Annotated in this window: 10 protein-coding genes; 6 read left to right on the top strand and 4 right to left on the bottom strand. The window is 71.1% G+C overall.

Annotated elements, in window-relative coordinates:
* Positions 1 to 69: 69 nt before the first annotated feature.
* Together WME85_RS21930 and WME85_RS21935 are read right to left on the bottom strand one after the other, a co-directional pair.
* On the bottom strand, positions 70 to 1,365 hold the full coding sequence (locus WME85_RS21930) for a BMP family lipoprotein (protein ID WP_437840660.1): 1,296 nt from the start codon (positions 1,363 to 1,365) through the stop codon (positions 70 to 72).
* A 108-nt stretch (positions 1,366 to 1,473) separates the two neighbouring features.
* Positions 1,474 to 2,706 (bottom strand): vWA domain-containing protein, encoded by a 1,233-nt coding sequence (locus WME85_RS21935; protein WP_437840662.1) that lies wholly within the window; start codon positions 2,704 to 2,706, stop codon positions 1,474 to 1,476.
* Positions 2,707 to 3,225: 519 nt separating this feature from the next.
* Here WME85_RS21935 and WME85_RS21940 point away from each other — a divergent pair.
* Complete coding sequence (locus WME85_RS21940) at positions 3,226 to 4,458, top strand: amidohydrolase/deacetylase family metallohydrolase (protein WP_437840664.1); 1,233 nt, start codon at positions 3,226 to 3,228, stop codon at positions 4,456 to 4,458.
* Here the strand turns inward: WME85_RS21940 and WME85_RS21945 are convergent, their stop codons facing one another.
* Positions 4,459 to 6,057, bottom strand: a complete 1,599-nt coding sequence (locus tag WME85_RS21945; protein WP_437840666.1) for a metallophosphoesterase family protein — start codon at positions 6,055 to 6,057, stop codon at positions 4,459 to 4,461.
* Between the two features lie 126 nt (positions 6,058 to 6,183).
* On the opposite strand from WME85_RS21945, the gene WME85_RS21950 reads away from it, so the two are divergent.
* On the top strand, positions 6,184 to 7,410 hold the full coding sequence (locus tag WME85_RS21950; protein ID WP_437840668.1) for an SUMF1/EgtB/PvdO family nonheme iron enzyme: 1,227 nt from the start codon (positions 6,184 to 6,186) through the stop codon (positions 7,408 to 7,410).
* Between the two features lie 78 nt (positions 7,411 to 7,488).
* On the opposite strand, the gene WME85_RS21955 is transcribed toward WME85_RS21950, so the two are convergent.
* The gene (locus WME85_RS21955; RefSeq protein ID WP_437840669.1) at positions 7,489 to 8,478 is read right to left on the bottom strand and encodes an aldo/keto reductase; all 990 of its coding nucleotides are present in this window, start codon (positions 8,476 to 8,478) and stop codon (positions 7,489 to 7,491) included.
* 740 nt (positions 8,479 to 9,218) lie between these two features.
* Between WME85_RS21955 and WME85_RS21960 the strand changes: the two genes are divergently transcribed.
* The 4 genes from WME85_RS21960 (at position 9,219) to WME85_RS21975 (ending at position 15,194) form a co-directional block, all read left to right on the top strand.
* Complete coding sequence (locus WME85_RS21960; RefSeq protein ID WP_437840671.1) at positions 9,219 to 10,088, top strand: hypothetical protein; 870 nt, start codon at positions 9,219 to 9,221, stop codon at positions 10,086 to 10,088.
* Positions 10,089 to 10,707: 619 nt separating this feature from the next.
* A complete protein-coding gene (locus tag WME85_RS21965) occupies positions 10,708 to 11,415 on the top strand; it encodes a hypothetical protein (RefSeq protein ID WP_437840672.1) in 708 nt (235 codons plus the stop codon).
* 1,333 nt (positions 11,416 to 12,748) lie between these two features.
* Positions 12,749 to 13,384, top strand: coding sequence for a hypothetical protein (locus tag WME85_RS21970; protein WP_437840674.1), 636 nt, complete (start codon positions 12,749 to 12,751; stop codon positions 13,382 to 13,384).
* A 1,201-nt stretch (positions 13,385 to 14,585) separates the two neighbouring features.
* Positions 14,586 to 15,194 carry a hypothetical protein gene (locus WME85_RS21975; protein ID WP_437840676.1) on the top strand — a complete coding sequence of 203 codons (609 nt, stop codon included), beginning with the start codon at positions 14,586 to 14,588 and terminating at the stop codon, positions 15,192 to 15,194.
* Positions 15,195 to 15,292 lie beyond the last annotated feature (98 nt).

Below are 15,292 nucleotides of genomic sequence, written 5' to 3' on the forward strand. Positions count from 1 at the left end.
CCTGGCCGAACCGCTTCGTGATGCGCTCGATCTCGATCCGCATGGAGCACCCCCCGGGGGGCGGCCGGCCTACTTGCTCGGCCCGGTGATCCCCTTGACGAGCTGCGGCAGATACCAGATCTGCTGCGGGGTCGCGGCCTCGCCGTCCTTCAGGAACTCCGTGCCGTCCTGGAACTTGAGCGGTCCCTTGAAGAGCTCGAGCCCGTTGGCGAGCGCGACGACGAACGCGCCGAGCTGCGCCTTCCGCTCTCCCAGCGCGTCGCCGGGCACGAAGCCGACGACCGACGCCTCGCCGTTCAGGTCGCGGAAGTCCGGCCCTTGCCAGACGAACTCGCTCGTGTACTTGCCTGCGCGCGACTTCTCGATGGCGTCGCGATAGAGCGGCGCCCAGTTGTAGTAGGCGACGCCGAGGCAGATCTCCGGCGCCAGATCGCAGCCGGCCTTGTGGTCGTAGTGGACGTACTTGACCTGCTTGCCGGCCCCGCTCGCCTTCTTCGCCTGCAGCGCGGCCTCTGGCGTATCGAGCCCGGTCAGGAGCACGTCGAAGCCGCTGCTGTAGAAGTCGTCGGCCACCTTGGTGGGGTCGAGGGTGACGCCCGGGATGTTGAACCAGAAGCCGATCCAGGTGACCTTGAACGTGAGCTCCTCCGGCTTCTTTTTCCGGTAGGTTTCCCAGCAGTGCCGCGCGCCGAGGTATGCCGCCGTGACGAGCCGGCGGGTCTCGTCGTTCACGAGGGGGCCGAGATACCCGATCTTGCCCGTCTCGGTGCCGAGCGCCGCCGCGCACCCCGAGATGTGCTTGGCGGTCTCGATGCGCCCCATGATGTTGCCGAGGTTCGCCTGGGACTTGTAGTTCTTCCCCTCTTTCCACGCTGTGTCGCCGGAGACATGGAGGACGGTGACCAGCGGGTGCTTGCGCGCTGTCTCGAGGGCGTCGTCCTTGTAATCGTCGGAGTTGTAGACGACGAGCCTGGCGCCGCGGGAGATGAGGTCGTCCGCGACCTGGGAGCCCTTCACGTTCGGGCGGTCCGCCGGGTTCACCTTGTCGACGTACTCGAAGCTGACGTCTGGCATCTTGGCGAGGACCGCGCGAATGCCGTCGTAGTGCGCCTGATTCCACCCCTTGTCGTTGTAGGGGCCGACCAGCACCATCCCGACCTTGTACCCCGCGGTCGGGGCGGCCTCGGCTGTCGGAGCGCCTGTCAGGGCCAGGGCGCCGGGGGCGGCGGACCCGTCGGCGGCTGGGCTGGAGCCCGTCGACGAGCGATTGCAGGCGCCGGCGAGCAGCGACAGCGCAATGGCGAGGACGGGGGCGGAGCGGGGGACAGCGTGTGCCGCGGGCAATTTCAGCGGGCGAGGGGTCACCCCGGCATCGTGGGCGGGAATGCCGCAGGGTGTCAAGAAACTGCGGTGGCGTCGGCCGGGCCGCCCCGGCGGCGGCGCGCGGGGCGGCGACCGGCGTTCGCCCCGAGATCACCGTGGAATCGTGATCACGTCCTCGCAGGTGAAATCGACCCCGAGGGCCGCCGCCGGGTCCGCCTGGATCGCGGCGCACGTGCTGTCGCAGAGCACGATCTGCGTCGGGTTCTCGGCGCTGTCATACCGCCAGGCCTCCTCGGTCGCGCAGTCCTGATCGTAGGTGAGCGCGGTCGCCTCGTCGTCGCCGCTCGTGTACGTCACGCGGACCTTCTGGGCGTCGAAGGTCCGCCCGTCGGGCGCGGGCGGGATCGGGACCGTGCAGGAGACGGCCGCGCCGCGGATCGCATCGACGGCGGCCTTGAAGGCCGCCGCGGTCGCAGCGGGGTTGCCTGTGTCGATCAGGTAGGCGTGCTCGGTCCCGCCCGCCACGGCGACATCGTTCATGTCCTCGACGGTCTCCGGCGCGCCCTCGATGGGCGGGTTGGCGACCCCGATGACGTACGTCGGGATCCCGTCCGCGAGCGCGGTCTCGGCCTCGTCCGCCACGAGCGAGACCTGGTTGTACCGCGAGCCGCAGCCCGCCGGATATCCGTCCGTGACCAGGACGATGGCGTATCTCCCGGGCGTCGCCTGCCGCTGCGCCGTGGCGTACGAGATCGTCCCTTGCATCACGAACACCGTGGGCGTGCCGCCGCGCCAGTCGTCGGCCGTCTCCGGCGTGACGGCGTCGATCGCCTCGGCGAAGGCCGGCGAGGGCAGCGGCGTCATCGGGACCTCCGGGGTCAAGTAGGTGTCCGCGTCGCACTTCGTGTCGTTGTCGCCCTCGCTCGGAAAGAACCTGAGCGACGCGTTGAGCCCCTGGGACAGGGGATCCGCGAAGAACTGCTTCGTCGCCGCGACGACGGGATCCCACTTGAGCGACTTGTCGTGCCAGGGGTCGTCGCCCATACCCATGCTGCCGGACACGTCGAACGCGAAGGCCAGGTAGACGGGCTCGAGGTCGGCCCTGGCCGTCTCGGTGGCGCACGCCCCGCCTGCGCCCGAGGAGCCGCCGTTGCTCGTGCCGCCCGAGGTGTGATCGCCGCCGACGTCCGGCAAGCCCCCGAAGCCCGTGCTTCCTTCGCCCCCGCCCCCGTCGCCCGTGCCGCCGTTCGTGCCCGTGCTCGCGCTCCCGTTCCCGGAGCCGGCCTGCGAGCTCCCGTCGCCGTCGCTGGCCGCATTGCCCCCACATGCGACGCCGATCGCACCCACTGTCAGCAACAGAGAGGCTATCGTGGGTAATTTCATGAGCTGGATCCTCCATGAGCGCGGTCCGGCGCAGTATGGGGCGCCGGAGCCGTCAATGGTGCGTGAGACATTGAAAGCAAACGCGGCCGCGAAGCGCGCGTCATGATCGCGTGGACCGGGTAGCATAGCTGACGGAGCTGCCCGCTGGTCTACGTGTGGTCCGGAAATGATGCTGCCGGGCGATGTGGTCGCAAGGCGCCAGCAGGTGCGCTGTGTGGTCCGTTGTCTCACTGCCGTCAGTCCACGACCCCAGGGCGCGGGCGGGAGCAGTCGGGAGCGCCGGGGTCCGGGCAGGCGGAGGACCCTCGCTGACCTTTCCCGTTTATCCGTCGAATCCCCGCCATTTCGGCGACAGCAGGAACACAGACAGATGGCAAACTCTGGCCGTCAGAAATCGAACCCTGCCACTGTGTGGCCGGCGGCCGAGATACCATGATCGGAGCGGAGGTGAATGGGATGCGCCGGGATCCGCCGCCGTGCCTGCGCCGTTCCGGGTCACGGGGCGCATCCGCGCTTGCCGTGCTCGCCGTCGCCGGAGCGGTGGTCATCGCCGCCCCGCCCGCGCAAGCGCGGGAGTACGATCTGCTGATCAGGGGAGGGAGGGTCATCGACCCGGCGAACGGCCGCGACGGGGTCCTGGACCTCGCCGTGAGCCACGGGCGCATCGTCAGGGTCGGTGTGGACATCGACGCGGCGGGCGCGGACGCCGTGGTCGACGCGGCCGGCCTCATCGTTGTGCCCGGCTTCGTCGACATCCACACGCACGTGTTCTTCGGGACGACGGAGGGCACCTACCTCAACAACAGCTACCAGGCCGTCGCGCCGGACAGCTTCGCGCCGCGCAGCTGCACGACGACCGTGGTGGACGCGGGCAGCTCCGGCTGGCGCGACGTCGCGCTGTTCAAGGCGCAGACGATCGCGCACTCGAAGACCCGGGTGCTGGCGTTCCTCAACATCGTCGGCGGCGGCATGCGCGGCGGCCGCGCCGAGCAGGATCTCCGCGACATGGATGCGGCCAGAACGGCGGCGGCGGCGAGGGCGCACAGCGACGAGATCGTCGGCGTCAAGGTCGCGCACTACGCCGGGCCCTCGTGGGATCCCGTGCTGCGGGCGGTCGAGGCGGCGCGGGCGTCAGGGGGGCGGGTGATGGTCGATTTCGGCGGTCACGTGCCCGAGCTCTCGCTGCGTGAGCTGCTGCTGACGCACCTCCGGCCGGGCGACATCTTCACGCATGTCTACGCAGACATCCCGGGGCGAACCCCGGTCGTCGACGCCAGCGGCCGCGTGCGCTCGTACGTGCTCGAGGCAGCGCGGCGCGGCATCGTCTTCGATCTCGGCCACGGGGGCGGCAGCTTCGTGTTCGAGCAGGCCGCGCCGGCGCTCGCGCAGGGCTTCCTTCCGGGCTCGATCAGCACCGACATGCACCTCCAGAGCCTGAACGGAGCGATGGGGGACATGGTCAACGTCGTGTCCAAGATGCTGAATCTCGGCATGTCGCTCCCCGATCTCGTCCGCCGCAGCACGGCGGCCCCCGCGGCGATCATCGGCAGACCCGAGCTCGGCACCCTCGGCGAGGGCGCGGCGGCCGACATCGCGGTGCTGCGCCTCGCGACGGGGCGGTACGGCTATGTCGACACGAGCGGCGCGCGCATCGAAGGCGACCGGCGGCTCGAGTGCGCGCTCACCGTGCGCGCCGGGCGGGTGCTCTGGGATCGCGACGGGCTCAGCGCCAGGCCAGCTCTGCAACGGTGATCAGGACACCGCCGCTTCGGCGGCGGCCGGCGGCGCCTCGGTCGCCGCGCGCGCCGGGCGGAGCGGGTGCGTCTCGACGCGCCAGATCCCTTCGTCCGTCAGCCGGATGGCCGCGAACCGCGCCACCCCGTCGAGGTGGCCGTCCGTCTCGTGGCCCAGCGTCGACGACGGGTGGGCGTAGACGCTGACGCGGCCGCCGCTCTTCGAGCGGTAGTGGCCGAAGAAGGCGAGGTGCTTGTGCCCGTGGAGCACGAGGGCGCTGTTCTTCTTCGGGTTCTTCTGCTGGTACGCCGCGAGCATCTCGAGGAGGCGCGGGCCATCCATGGCGATCATGAACGTGTCGTTCAGCGAGATCGGCCCCGCGAGGCGCGCCACGTGGTGGTGCAGGAGCACGACGACGGGGCCGGATCCCCGCCGGAGCGCCCGCGCCAGCCGCCGGAGCTGGCCGCCGCCGATCTGCCCGATCGCGTTCGACCCCACGAACCGCGACCGGTAACGGTTGGAGTTGAGCCCGAAGATCCGGATACCGCCCTCGAGCTCGAGCCGCCGCGGGTACAGGCCGGCGATCGCGCGCAGCCGCCGCCGCGCCCGCTTGCGGGCCGGGATGTGCAGGGGGGGCTGGAAGGGGCCGCGCTCCACCCGGGTGAGCACGTCGATGAAGCGCTGCTCGCGCTCCGCGCGCTTCTTGAGGTACGGATCGGGCGACGTGCCGACGTTGATGGCGACATCGTGGTTGCCAGGCACCATGAGCACCCGCGAGGAGGCCGGTATCCCCGAGAGCGCCGCCTCGAGCTCGTCCCACTGCGCCTCCTCCCCGAGATCCGTCATGTCGCCCGTCAGCGCGACGAGCGGCGGATTCATGGCGGCGATCTCCGCGACGAGCCGCCGGAGACGGCCTGTCAGCTCGGCCGTGTCCGGGCGCGGGACCCCCTCGGGCCACGCGGACGAGCCCTCCTCGATCTCGTAGGGCTCGCGGCCGTTCGCCGTGACGTGGAGATCGGAGATCTGACACAGCACGAGCCGCCCGCCGGGGATCGCGTCCCCGGGGTCGGGGAAGAGCGTCGCCGCGCCGCCGTACCTCAGGATCACGCGCGTCGCCTCGCCGAGGGCGAACGCGAGCCAGACGTAGAGCGAGAGCCCGAGGGCGAGCACGACGAGCGCGACGCAAGCGACGAGCGCGAGCGCGGCGCCGCCGCCGAAGGAGAGCCTGCCGCCCGCAGGGAACCACGCGAGATCGGAAGCGAGGAACGAGACGGGCGACCCCGCCATCCACGCAGAGAGCCAGCCCGGCACCCCGATGTCGAACAGGAGCGCGAGCAGCCCGCCGGCGAGGCACGCCACGGCGACGACGCCGAACAGCAGGAGCATGCCATCGCGGACGACGTCGATGACGTCGATGACCTCACCGAGCCTCCCGCGGAACGACGAGCGGAAGTAGCGACTCCCGTAGGAGACCTTCTTCCATGTCTCCGGCCGCCACGCGCGGCCGCTGCTCCCGAGGCGCGCGACGACCACGGCGGGGACGAGGAGCAGCGCGAACAGGACGAGCACCGGCAGGAGCACCAGGTAGAGGGCTCGGAGGGCCGTCCTTCGCACCATGGCCCATTTGACGTGCCCCGGGCAGGACCGTCAAGCCGCCGCTCGGGCGGGCAGGCGGCCGCGCGCGTCATCAAATTTGCCGGAATCGACGGATGCCCGTAGCAGTAAGCGCGAGATCGCGCGCCGATGTCCTGCCCCGAGACGCCGAGAGAGCCGGCCTCCACACCGCGACCGCCCGCGCCGAGCGATTCGCTGCCGGCGCTCTCGACCGGCGTGCGCGCGGCGCCAGCGCTCGCGCGAGGGCGCGGGCCTGTAAAGGCCGTCGCCGCGGGCGCGGGCGCGCTCGGGGCGGCCGTGGCCGCGTGGGCCACGTGGACCGGCGCGCTCGCGCCGATGCCGGCGGCGCGCGGCGCGGCGCCGCTCGTCGCCGGCGCGCTGCGGGAGCGCGCGCCGCAGCTGGCGCCGGAGCGCGTGACGCTGACGGTGGACGACGAGGACGTCGAGCCAGGCACGCTCGACGAGCAGCGCCGCCGGCTGTTCGGGCGGATGCGGCGCGAGCTCTCGCTCGCCGATGAGGCGATGCGGCAGGTGGAGGCGATCTTCGCGGCCTCGGCCGTGCTGGGCCAGGGCAACCCCGCGCTCTCGCGCCATCCGATGTCGCGGTCCGAGTGCCGCCGCGTCCGGACGCTCTCGGGCATCGAGCCCGCGCGCGAGCCGACGTGCGGCGCGCCGGGGATGGTGCCCCTCTTCGACCCGACGCGCGGGCAGACCGCGGAGAGCGCCAGTGTCTGCATCGATCAGCTCGAGTTCCCGAACATCCCTTGCGAGTACCCCGTTGTGCACGTCCGGGCGCGCGAGGCGGCGCTCCTGTGCAGGGCGATCGGCAAGCGGATCTGCGATGCGCACGAGTGGGAGGGCGCGTGCGCCGGCGCCCTCAGGGAGCCCGACGTCGAGTACGAGTGGGAGCGGCCCCGGAACGAGGCGAGCTGGCACCACAACCTCCTGCGCGAGCGGGTGTGGAGCTATGGTCCCGAGAAGAACCACGCCCTCTGCGGCACCGAGAGCTCGCGCACGCCGGGCTGTCCGGGCGGCGGGTGGGACCGCTGCGGCTCCAACACCTATCCTTCCGGCGCCTTCCCGGCGTGCCGCAGCAGCCTCGGCGTCTTCGATCTGCACGGCAACGTGGCCGAGCACATGAGCCTGCCCATCCTTCCAGGGGAGCTCGCGCGGAGCGGCGACAAGGGCTTCACCGAGATGAAGGGCAGCTGGTTCGCGTTCTCGTCGATGGATGTCCACGCCGACGACTGCCGCTGGCGCGCGCCCGACTGGCACGGGACGCGGCTCATGAGCAAGGCCAGCCACGCGAACTACCACCTGGGATTCCGCTGCTGCAAGGACGTCGAGCCGCCCTAGCCAAGGCGCGGGCGTCCAGCGCGGCTCGCCCTCGCCGATCGGCGCGCCGTCGCGGACGCCCGGGCAGCGGGGCGGCGATCAGGCCTTGAACGTGTCGTAGCGGCCGGCGCGCGGCGCGACCCGCGCCTCCAGCGCGGCGCGCTCGGCGGGGGGCATGGGGAAGGGGAGGGACCGCGCGCCGAGGTTCTCGCGCACCTCGGCGATCGAGGAGCAGCCGATGATCACCGTATCGGCGTGGCTCGCCGCATAGCGAATGAGCTCGCCCGGGCTCGCGGCGCGATCCTGGAGCAGGCGGCCCGCGGCCATGATCTTCATGCCGATGACGCCGACGCCGCGCCGCCGCGCCTCCGCGACGACCGTCGTCAGGAAGGGCAGCCGCGCGGGATCCGCGGGGTTGATCGCGCAGAGCACGGTGTCGACCGGATATCGCCGCATCGCCTCGACGAGGATCTGCGGGTCGTGGTGCCCGGTGATCCCCACGTGGCGCACGCGGCCGTCCGCCCTGGCCTGCTCCACGGCCTCGATCGCGCCCCGCTTGCCGAAGATCGCGTCGAGCTCGTCGAGCTCGCGCAGGTCGTGCAGCTGCCACAGGTCGAGGTGGTCTGTCCCGAGGCGGCGCAGGCTGTCATCGAGCAAACGGAGCGCGCCGTCGCGGTCGCGCGCGTGCGTCTTGGAGGCGAGGAACACCTGCTCGCGCGCCTTCGGGCCGGCCGCGCGGAACGCCTCACCGTAGTAGTCCTGGCTCTGCTGGTACGCAGGCGCCGTATCGCAGTACCTGACCCCGAGGCGCAGCGCCTCCAGGATCACCGGCACGGCCTCGCGGTGGCGGTTGGTCGTCCGCAAGATGCCCTCTCCGCCGAGCGACACCGGCTCCACCCGGGCGCCGGTCCGCCCGAGCGCGCGCGGCGGCGCCGCCGCGGCGTCGTGGGGAGCCGCGGGCGCCGTGGGCGGCGCGGGCGCCGCGCCCCCGACAGCCCCGGCCGCGCTGACCGCCTTGTTCGTGGCGACCGCTCCCAACACACCGTGGCGTCCGATGTCCGCCGCTTCCGTCTCGCTCGGCTCGCTCATGCGTCCTCCAGGCGAAATTTCTATCAACCCATCGGCCGTGAGTAAATGTACGCAGGAGGGGGACGGCCCCACGAGCGCACGCTTGCCCACATGAGCCCCGTTGTGTGCTTCTGGCGTCACCTGGCGCAGGATCACCCCAGGGTGGCGCGTTTCGAGCGCCCGACGCAAAGCGACGGTGACGGCGGCGGACGGTTATGGCCCGGGTCGATCGATTCGTGTCTTACCTTCGTTGATGCACAAACGGCGCAGCCTGAGCAGGTCAGGCGCAGGGGGCCTCGGTATCTCCAGGACGGCGCAGGCCGGGTGTGGCCGGGTCAGATGGCCGGCGGCGCGGCGCCGCGCGCCGTCCGTGTGCGAGGCGTGACGGAGCCCGCGGCGCCTCGTTCATGACGGCCTCGGCGCGGGCGCTCCGCTCGAAAGCGGGACAGGAGCGCTGCGCGCCTCGCGGGGGGCTCGGATCGTCATGGTGGTGAGTTCGTCATCTCCAGCGTGATGCGCGCGGCGCGCGAGAGATATGACGTCGGTCCGCGGGCCGTCCCGCTGGTCTCCGCGTTGAGATATCGGAAAACCAACGCCGGCGCAGATCCAGAGAATGCCTTTTCGTCGATGCGGCGAGGCCGGCGGTGCGAGCGTGGAGCGGCAGTGTCTGCACAGAGGGCTGAGGCACACAGCCTGCTCTTCGATGAGCCCAGGATGGCTCGGGGCTTCCGGCCATCATGGGACATTGAGGAGGAAGACACATGCTCTCGATTCATGGCAAGGTGCTGGGACTCGCGATGGTGATGGCGGCGCTGGGCACGGGCTGCGCCGTCGATGCGGCGGATGCAGATCTCGATCAGGCGAGCCTCGACGAGGCCGAGCAGGTCGACTCGACCACCGCTGCGCTCGAGGAGGGCGCGGAGGAGGCGAGGGGCGGGTTCCAGGCGCCTGGCAAGGATGTTCTCGGGCCGAGCAAGGGGTCGCTCGGGGCGCAGGCGCCCCTCGGTGTCGGCCAGCAGCTGCCCACGGATCTCGGGCAGGCGCCGGTCGGCGCGCAGGGACCGCTGCTTCCTGGCGGCCAGGCGCCGATCGATCAGGTGGGGCAGGCGCCCATCGGCCAGGTGGGGCAGGCGCCCATCGGCCAGGTGGGGCAGGCGCCCATCGGCCAGGTGGGGCAGGCGCCCATCGGCCAGGTGGGGCAGGCGCCCATTGGCCAGGTGGGGCAGGGGCCTGTGGGCGTGCCGGGCGTGGGCGGCGTGCCGGGCGTGGGCGGCTTCGGCGTGCCGGGCGTGGGCGGCTTCGGCGTGCCGGGCCTGGCCGCGTTCAGTACGATGGGCGTGAGCTCTCGGTTCTTCGGCTTCTCTCCTGTCACCATCAACAACAACAACAACATCAACGTCATCACGCTCATCGACGAAAACGGGTTCGTGCACCGCGTCCCGCAACACTGCTGCCCGCACGACGGCGTCCCTGGCATCTGGCCGGGCGACAGCTTCAATGACTTCGAACGCTCCGCCTTCCAACGCTACACAGCGATGAACGGCCCCCGGGCCCCGTACAACTTCTCCCCCTGCCCGCCGCGCCCGCCCTGCTGGGGGGGCCCGAGCGCCTTCGGCTGGCCCGGCTTCTGACGTCGACCACGAAGGGGACGACAGGGCCGGGGCGAGGCCCCGAGGAAACACAGCCAGTGCCGCGCGTACCCCGCCGCCTTTCCGCGGCGGGGTACGCGCGGTACGCGGTGGCCGATCAGGCATCAGTCCAGGCAGCGACCCTCCCTGCGGCGCTCCGCAGCCGCCCCGTCCTCAGCGCTTCTCCGCAGCCGCCCGGTCCTCCCGGGCGGGCGGCGACGCCGCGGATGTGACGACGGCACTTCTCCCCGACACCCGCGCTCGCCATCCCGACTCACTCGCGACGGCCGCGACGCCGGTGACACGCGCGAAGGCGTGACAGGCGCGCGGCGCGGGGGCTCCGACCGCCATGGTGGTGAGTTCGTCGTCTCCAACATGACGCGCCCGACCCGCGGGCGACACGCCCTGTGCGATGAGGCCGTCCCGCCGGTGTTCGCGTTGAGCTATCGGAAAAACAACGCCTGCGCAGATCCAGACATTGCCCTTTCGCCGCGGCAAGGCTGGACGTGGGAGCCCGAAGCGGCAGTGTATGCACACGAGGGCCGAGGCACACAATCTGCTCTTCAGTGAGCTCAAGATGGCTCGGGGCTTCGGGCCGTCATGGGACATTGAGGAGGACGACATGATCTCGATTCATGGCAAGGTGATGGGGCTCGCGGTGGTGATGGCTGCGCTGGGCACGGGGTGCGCCGTCGACGCGGCGGACGCAGATCTCGATCAGGCGGGCCTCGACGAGGCAGCGGAGATCGACTCGACCTCCGCTGCCCTCGAGGAGGGCGCGATGGACGAGCGGGGCGGCTACCAGGCCCAGGCGCCTACCAAGGACATGTTCGGGCCAAGCAAGGGCGCGCCGAGCAAGGGATTGCCGAGCAAGGGCGCGCCGGGCAAGGGGATGCTCGGCCAGGCGCCCGTCGGCCAGCTCGGCCAGGCGCCCCTCGGTCAGCTCGGCCAGGCGCCCCTCGGCCAGCTCGGCCAGGCGCCCCTCGGTCAGCTCGGCCAGGCGCCCCTCGGTCAGCTCGGCCAGGCGCCCCTCGGTCAGCTCGGCCAGGCGCCGATTGGCGAGCCGGGCCAGAGCGCTCGGAACTTCGGCTTCGGCTGCCCCTTCTTTGGTGGCTTCGGCGGTGGGTTCGGCAGTGGCTTCGGTGGTGGGTTCGGCAGTGGCTTCGGCTTCCCGTTCAACATCAACAACAACAACAACATCAACGTCATCTCGATCCTGGAAGAGCTCCTGAACAGGCACAACGTCTGCCGGACGCGGCCTGTCGTGGTGCATGAGCACCACAGTGGGCCCTCGGGTTCCGGCCCGCTCGGCTGGGGAAACTGGCCGTGAAGCTGGTGGAGCCGGTCGAGGCGGACGACCGGTCCGGGGTGAGGCCCTGAGACACCAAGCCAGCGCCGCGCGCACCCCGCTGCGAAGCGGCGGCTTGAAGTCCGGCAGGGGCTCTGACGCGCGGCGCGCGATAGCCGGTCAGGCATCGGCCCCGCACCGCCGCACTGCATGGCTCGACTCGGCAGCCGCCTGGGCCTCGCGCCCAGGCGGGCCGGCGACGCCAGGGACGTCACCGCGGCCTTCCGCCTGCGACACCAACGCTCGCCCGCCCCGCAGCCCGCGCGGCCTCGCGCGCTCGTCGACACCCGCCTGCGCAGAACATCGCACACTACCCCACGTCGAATGACAGGCGCCCAGCGCTCGCAGTCCAGGGCGTTCGTCGCGACATGGATCGCACACTCCGTTGGTGGACCAACCAACCGACCGGCCGTCAGCGTCCGCCTCCCGCGTGTTCTTTCTCCACGGACCGACATGCCGTCGTGACCGCTCCCTGGCAATCGCGAACAGGAGAGCGAGTAACCTTGTTCGAATGCTCTAGATGGTAGCGATCTCGGATATCTCTCCTTGTGAGATCGAGCCGGGTGGCGGTCTGTGGATGCGATGCCGTCAGGCTCCTTGTTCTCCCGATGGCGAGGTCGCGGCCCAGCTGGACGCGCCCCTGGACGAGATGAAGCAGGTCAGGGCGCGCGTCGCCGGGCGCCGTGAGCTCACGCTGCGGCTCAACGGGGATGTCCGCATGGATCGTCGAGACCGCCCGCCGCGGAGCTGCGGTGATGGCGGCGGACGGTTACGGCCCGAGTCGATCGATTTGGGTCTTTCCTTCATCGATGCACAAACGGCGCAGGTTGAGCAGGTCAGGCGCAGGAGGCTCGGTATCTCCGGGACGGCTCAGGCGCGGTGCGGCCAGGTCATAGGATCGGCGGCGCGGCGCGGCGAGCCGTCCGTGTGCGAGCCCGGACAGGCGCCATCCCGCCTCGTTCACGACGGCCGCGACGCCGGTGTTCAGCGCGAATGCGCGACAGGAGCGCGGCGCGCGGCGCGGGCGAGCTCCGGCCGCCATGGTGGTGAGTTCGTCATCTCCAACATGACGCGCCCGGCCCGCGGGAGACTCGCCCTCCACGCGGGGCCGTCCCGCCGGTGTTCGCGTTGAGATATCGGAAAACCAACGCCTGCGCAGATCCAGAGATTGCCTCTTCTCGCGCGCGGCGAGGCCGGAGGTGGGAGCTTGGTGCGGCAGTGTATGCACACGAGGGCTGAGGCACACAACCTGCTCTTCGGTGAGCTCAAGATGGCTCGGGGCTTCGGGCCATCGTGGAACATTGAGGAGGACATCATGATCTCGATTCATGGCAAGGTGATGGGACTCGCGGTGGTGATGGCTGCGCTGGGCACGGGGTGCGCCGTCGACGCGGCGGACGCCGATCTCGATCAGGCGGGCCTCGACGAGGCCGCGGAGATCGACTCGACCTCCGCTGCCCTCGAGGAGGGCGCGATGGACGAGCGGGGCGGCTACCAGGCCCAGGCGCCTACCAAGGACATCTTCGGGCCGAGCAAGGGCGCGCCGAGCAAGGGATTGCCGAGCAAGGGCGCGCCGGGCAAGGGGATGCTCGGGTTGCAGGCGCCCGTCGGCCAGCTCGGCCAGGCGCCCGTCGGCCAGCTCGGCCAGGCGCCCGTCGGCCAGCTCGGCCAGGCGCCCGTCGGCCAGCTCGGCCAGGCGCCGATTGGCGAGCCGGGCCAGAGCGCTCGGAACTTCGGCTTCGGCTGCCCCGGCTTCATCGGCGGTGGCTTCCCCGGTTTCTGCGGCGGTGGCTTCGGCAGTGGCTTCGGCGGTGGCTTCGGCAGTGGCTTCGGCTTCCCGTTCAACATCAACAACAACAACAACGTCAACGTCATCTCGATCCTGGACCAGCTCCTGAACCGGGACCGCCACTGCCATCACCACGGCAGCTGCTCCGGCTGGGGAGACTGATGACGCCAGCAGCGAAGCGGACGACGGGGCCGGGGCGTGGCCCTGAGATACCAAGCCAGTGCCGCGCGCACCCTGCTGCGAAGCGGCGGCCAGAAGTCCGGCAGGGGCTCTGACGCGCGGCGCGCGATGGCCGGTCAGGCATCGGCCCCCGCACCGCCGCACTGCATGGCTCGACTCGGCAGCCGCCTGGGCCTCGCGCCCAGGCGGGCCGGCGACGCCAGGGACGTCACCGCGGCCTTCCGCCTGCGACACCAACGCTCGCCCGCCCCGCGCCGTCAGGCGCCCTGCTCGCCCGCCCCGCAGCCCGCGCGGCCTCGCGCGCTCGTCGACACCCGCCTGCGCAGAACATCGCACACTACCCCACGTCGAATGACAGGCACCCAGCGCTCGCAGTCCAGGGCGTTCGTCGCGACATGGATCGCACACCCCGTTGGTGGACCAACCAACCGACCGAGCGACGACGCCCGCCTCCCGCGCTCTCTCCAGAGCCCGACATCGGGTCGTGTCCGTTCCCTGGCAATCGCGAACAGGCGAGCATGTCACCTTGTTGACGCGCGGCGCCGGGCGCCGTGAGCTCACGCTGCGACTCAACGGGGATGTCCGCATGGATCGTCGAGACCGCCCGCCGCGGAGCTGCGGTGATGGCGGCGGACGGTTACGGCCCGAGTCGATCGATTTGGGTCTTGCCTTCATCGATGCACAAACGGCGCAGCCTGAGCAGGTCAGGCGCAGGAGGCTCGGTATCTCCAGGACGGCTCAGGCGCGGTGCGGCCAGGTCATAGGATCGGCGGCGCGGCGCGGCGAGCCGTCCGTGTGCGAGCCCGGACAGGCGCCATCCCGCCTCGTTCACGACGGCCGCGACGCCGGTGTTCAGCGCGAATGCGCGACAGGAGCGCGGCGCGCGGCGCGGGCGAGCTCCGGCCGCCATGGTGGTGAGTTCGTCATCTCCAACATGACGCGCTCGGCCCGCGGGCGACACGCCCTCCACGCGGGGCCGTCCCGCCGGTGTTCGCGTCGAGATATCGGAAAACCAACGCCTGCGCAGATCCAGAGATTGCCTCTTCTCGCGCGCGACGAGGCCGGAGGTGGGAGCTTGGTGCGGCAGTGTATGCACACGAGGGCTGAGGCACACAATCTGCTCTTCAGTGAGCTCAAGATGGCTCGGGGCTTCGGGCCATCATGGGACACTGAGGAGGACATCATGATCTCGATTCATGGCAAGGTGTTGGGGCTCGCGATGGTGATGGCTGCGCTGGGCACGGGGTGCGCCGTCGACGCGGCGGACGCGGATCTCGATCAGGCGGGCCTCGACGAGGCCGCGGAGATCGACTCGACCTCCGCTGCCCTCGAGGAGGGCGCGGTGGATGAGCGGGGCGGCTACCAGGCCCAGGCGCCTACCAAGGACATGTTCGGGCCCAGCAAGGGCGCGCCGAGCAAGGGCATGCCGAGCAAGGGCGTGCCGGGCAAGGGGATGCTCGGGCTCCAGGCGCCCGTCGGTCAGCTCGGCCAGGCGCCCGTCGGTCAGCTCGGCCAGGCGCCCGTCGGCCAGCTCGGCCAGGAGCCCGTCGGTCAGCTCGGCCAGGCGCCCATCGGCGAGCCGGGCCAGAGCGCTCGGAACTTCGGTTTCGGCTGCCCCGGTTTCTTCGGCGGTGGCTTCCCCGGTTTCTTCGGCGGTGGCTTCGGCAGTGGCTTCGGCTTCCCGTTCAACATCAACAACAACAACAACATCAACGTCGTCTCGATCCTGGACCAGCTCCTGAACCGGGACCGCAACCATCACCACTGCAATGGCTCCCTCTGGGGAGACTGATGACGCCAGCAGTGAAGCGGACGACGGGGCCGGGGCGTGGCCCTGAGACAACAAGCCAGCGCCGCGCGCCCCCCGCCGCGGAGCGGCGGCCGGAAGTC

The sequence above is a fragment of the Sorangium sp. So ce1153 genome, assembly GCF_051521595.1.
In the GTDB taxonomy this organism is placed as follows: domain Bacteria; phylum Myxococcota_A; class Polyangia; order Polyangiales; family Polyangiaceae; genus Sorangium.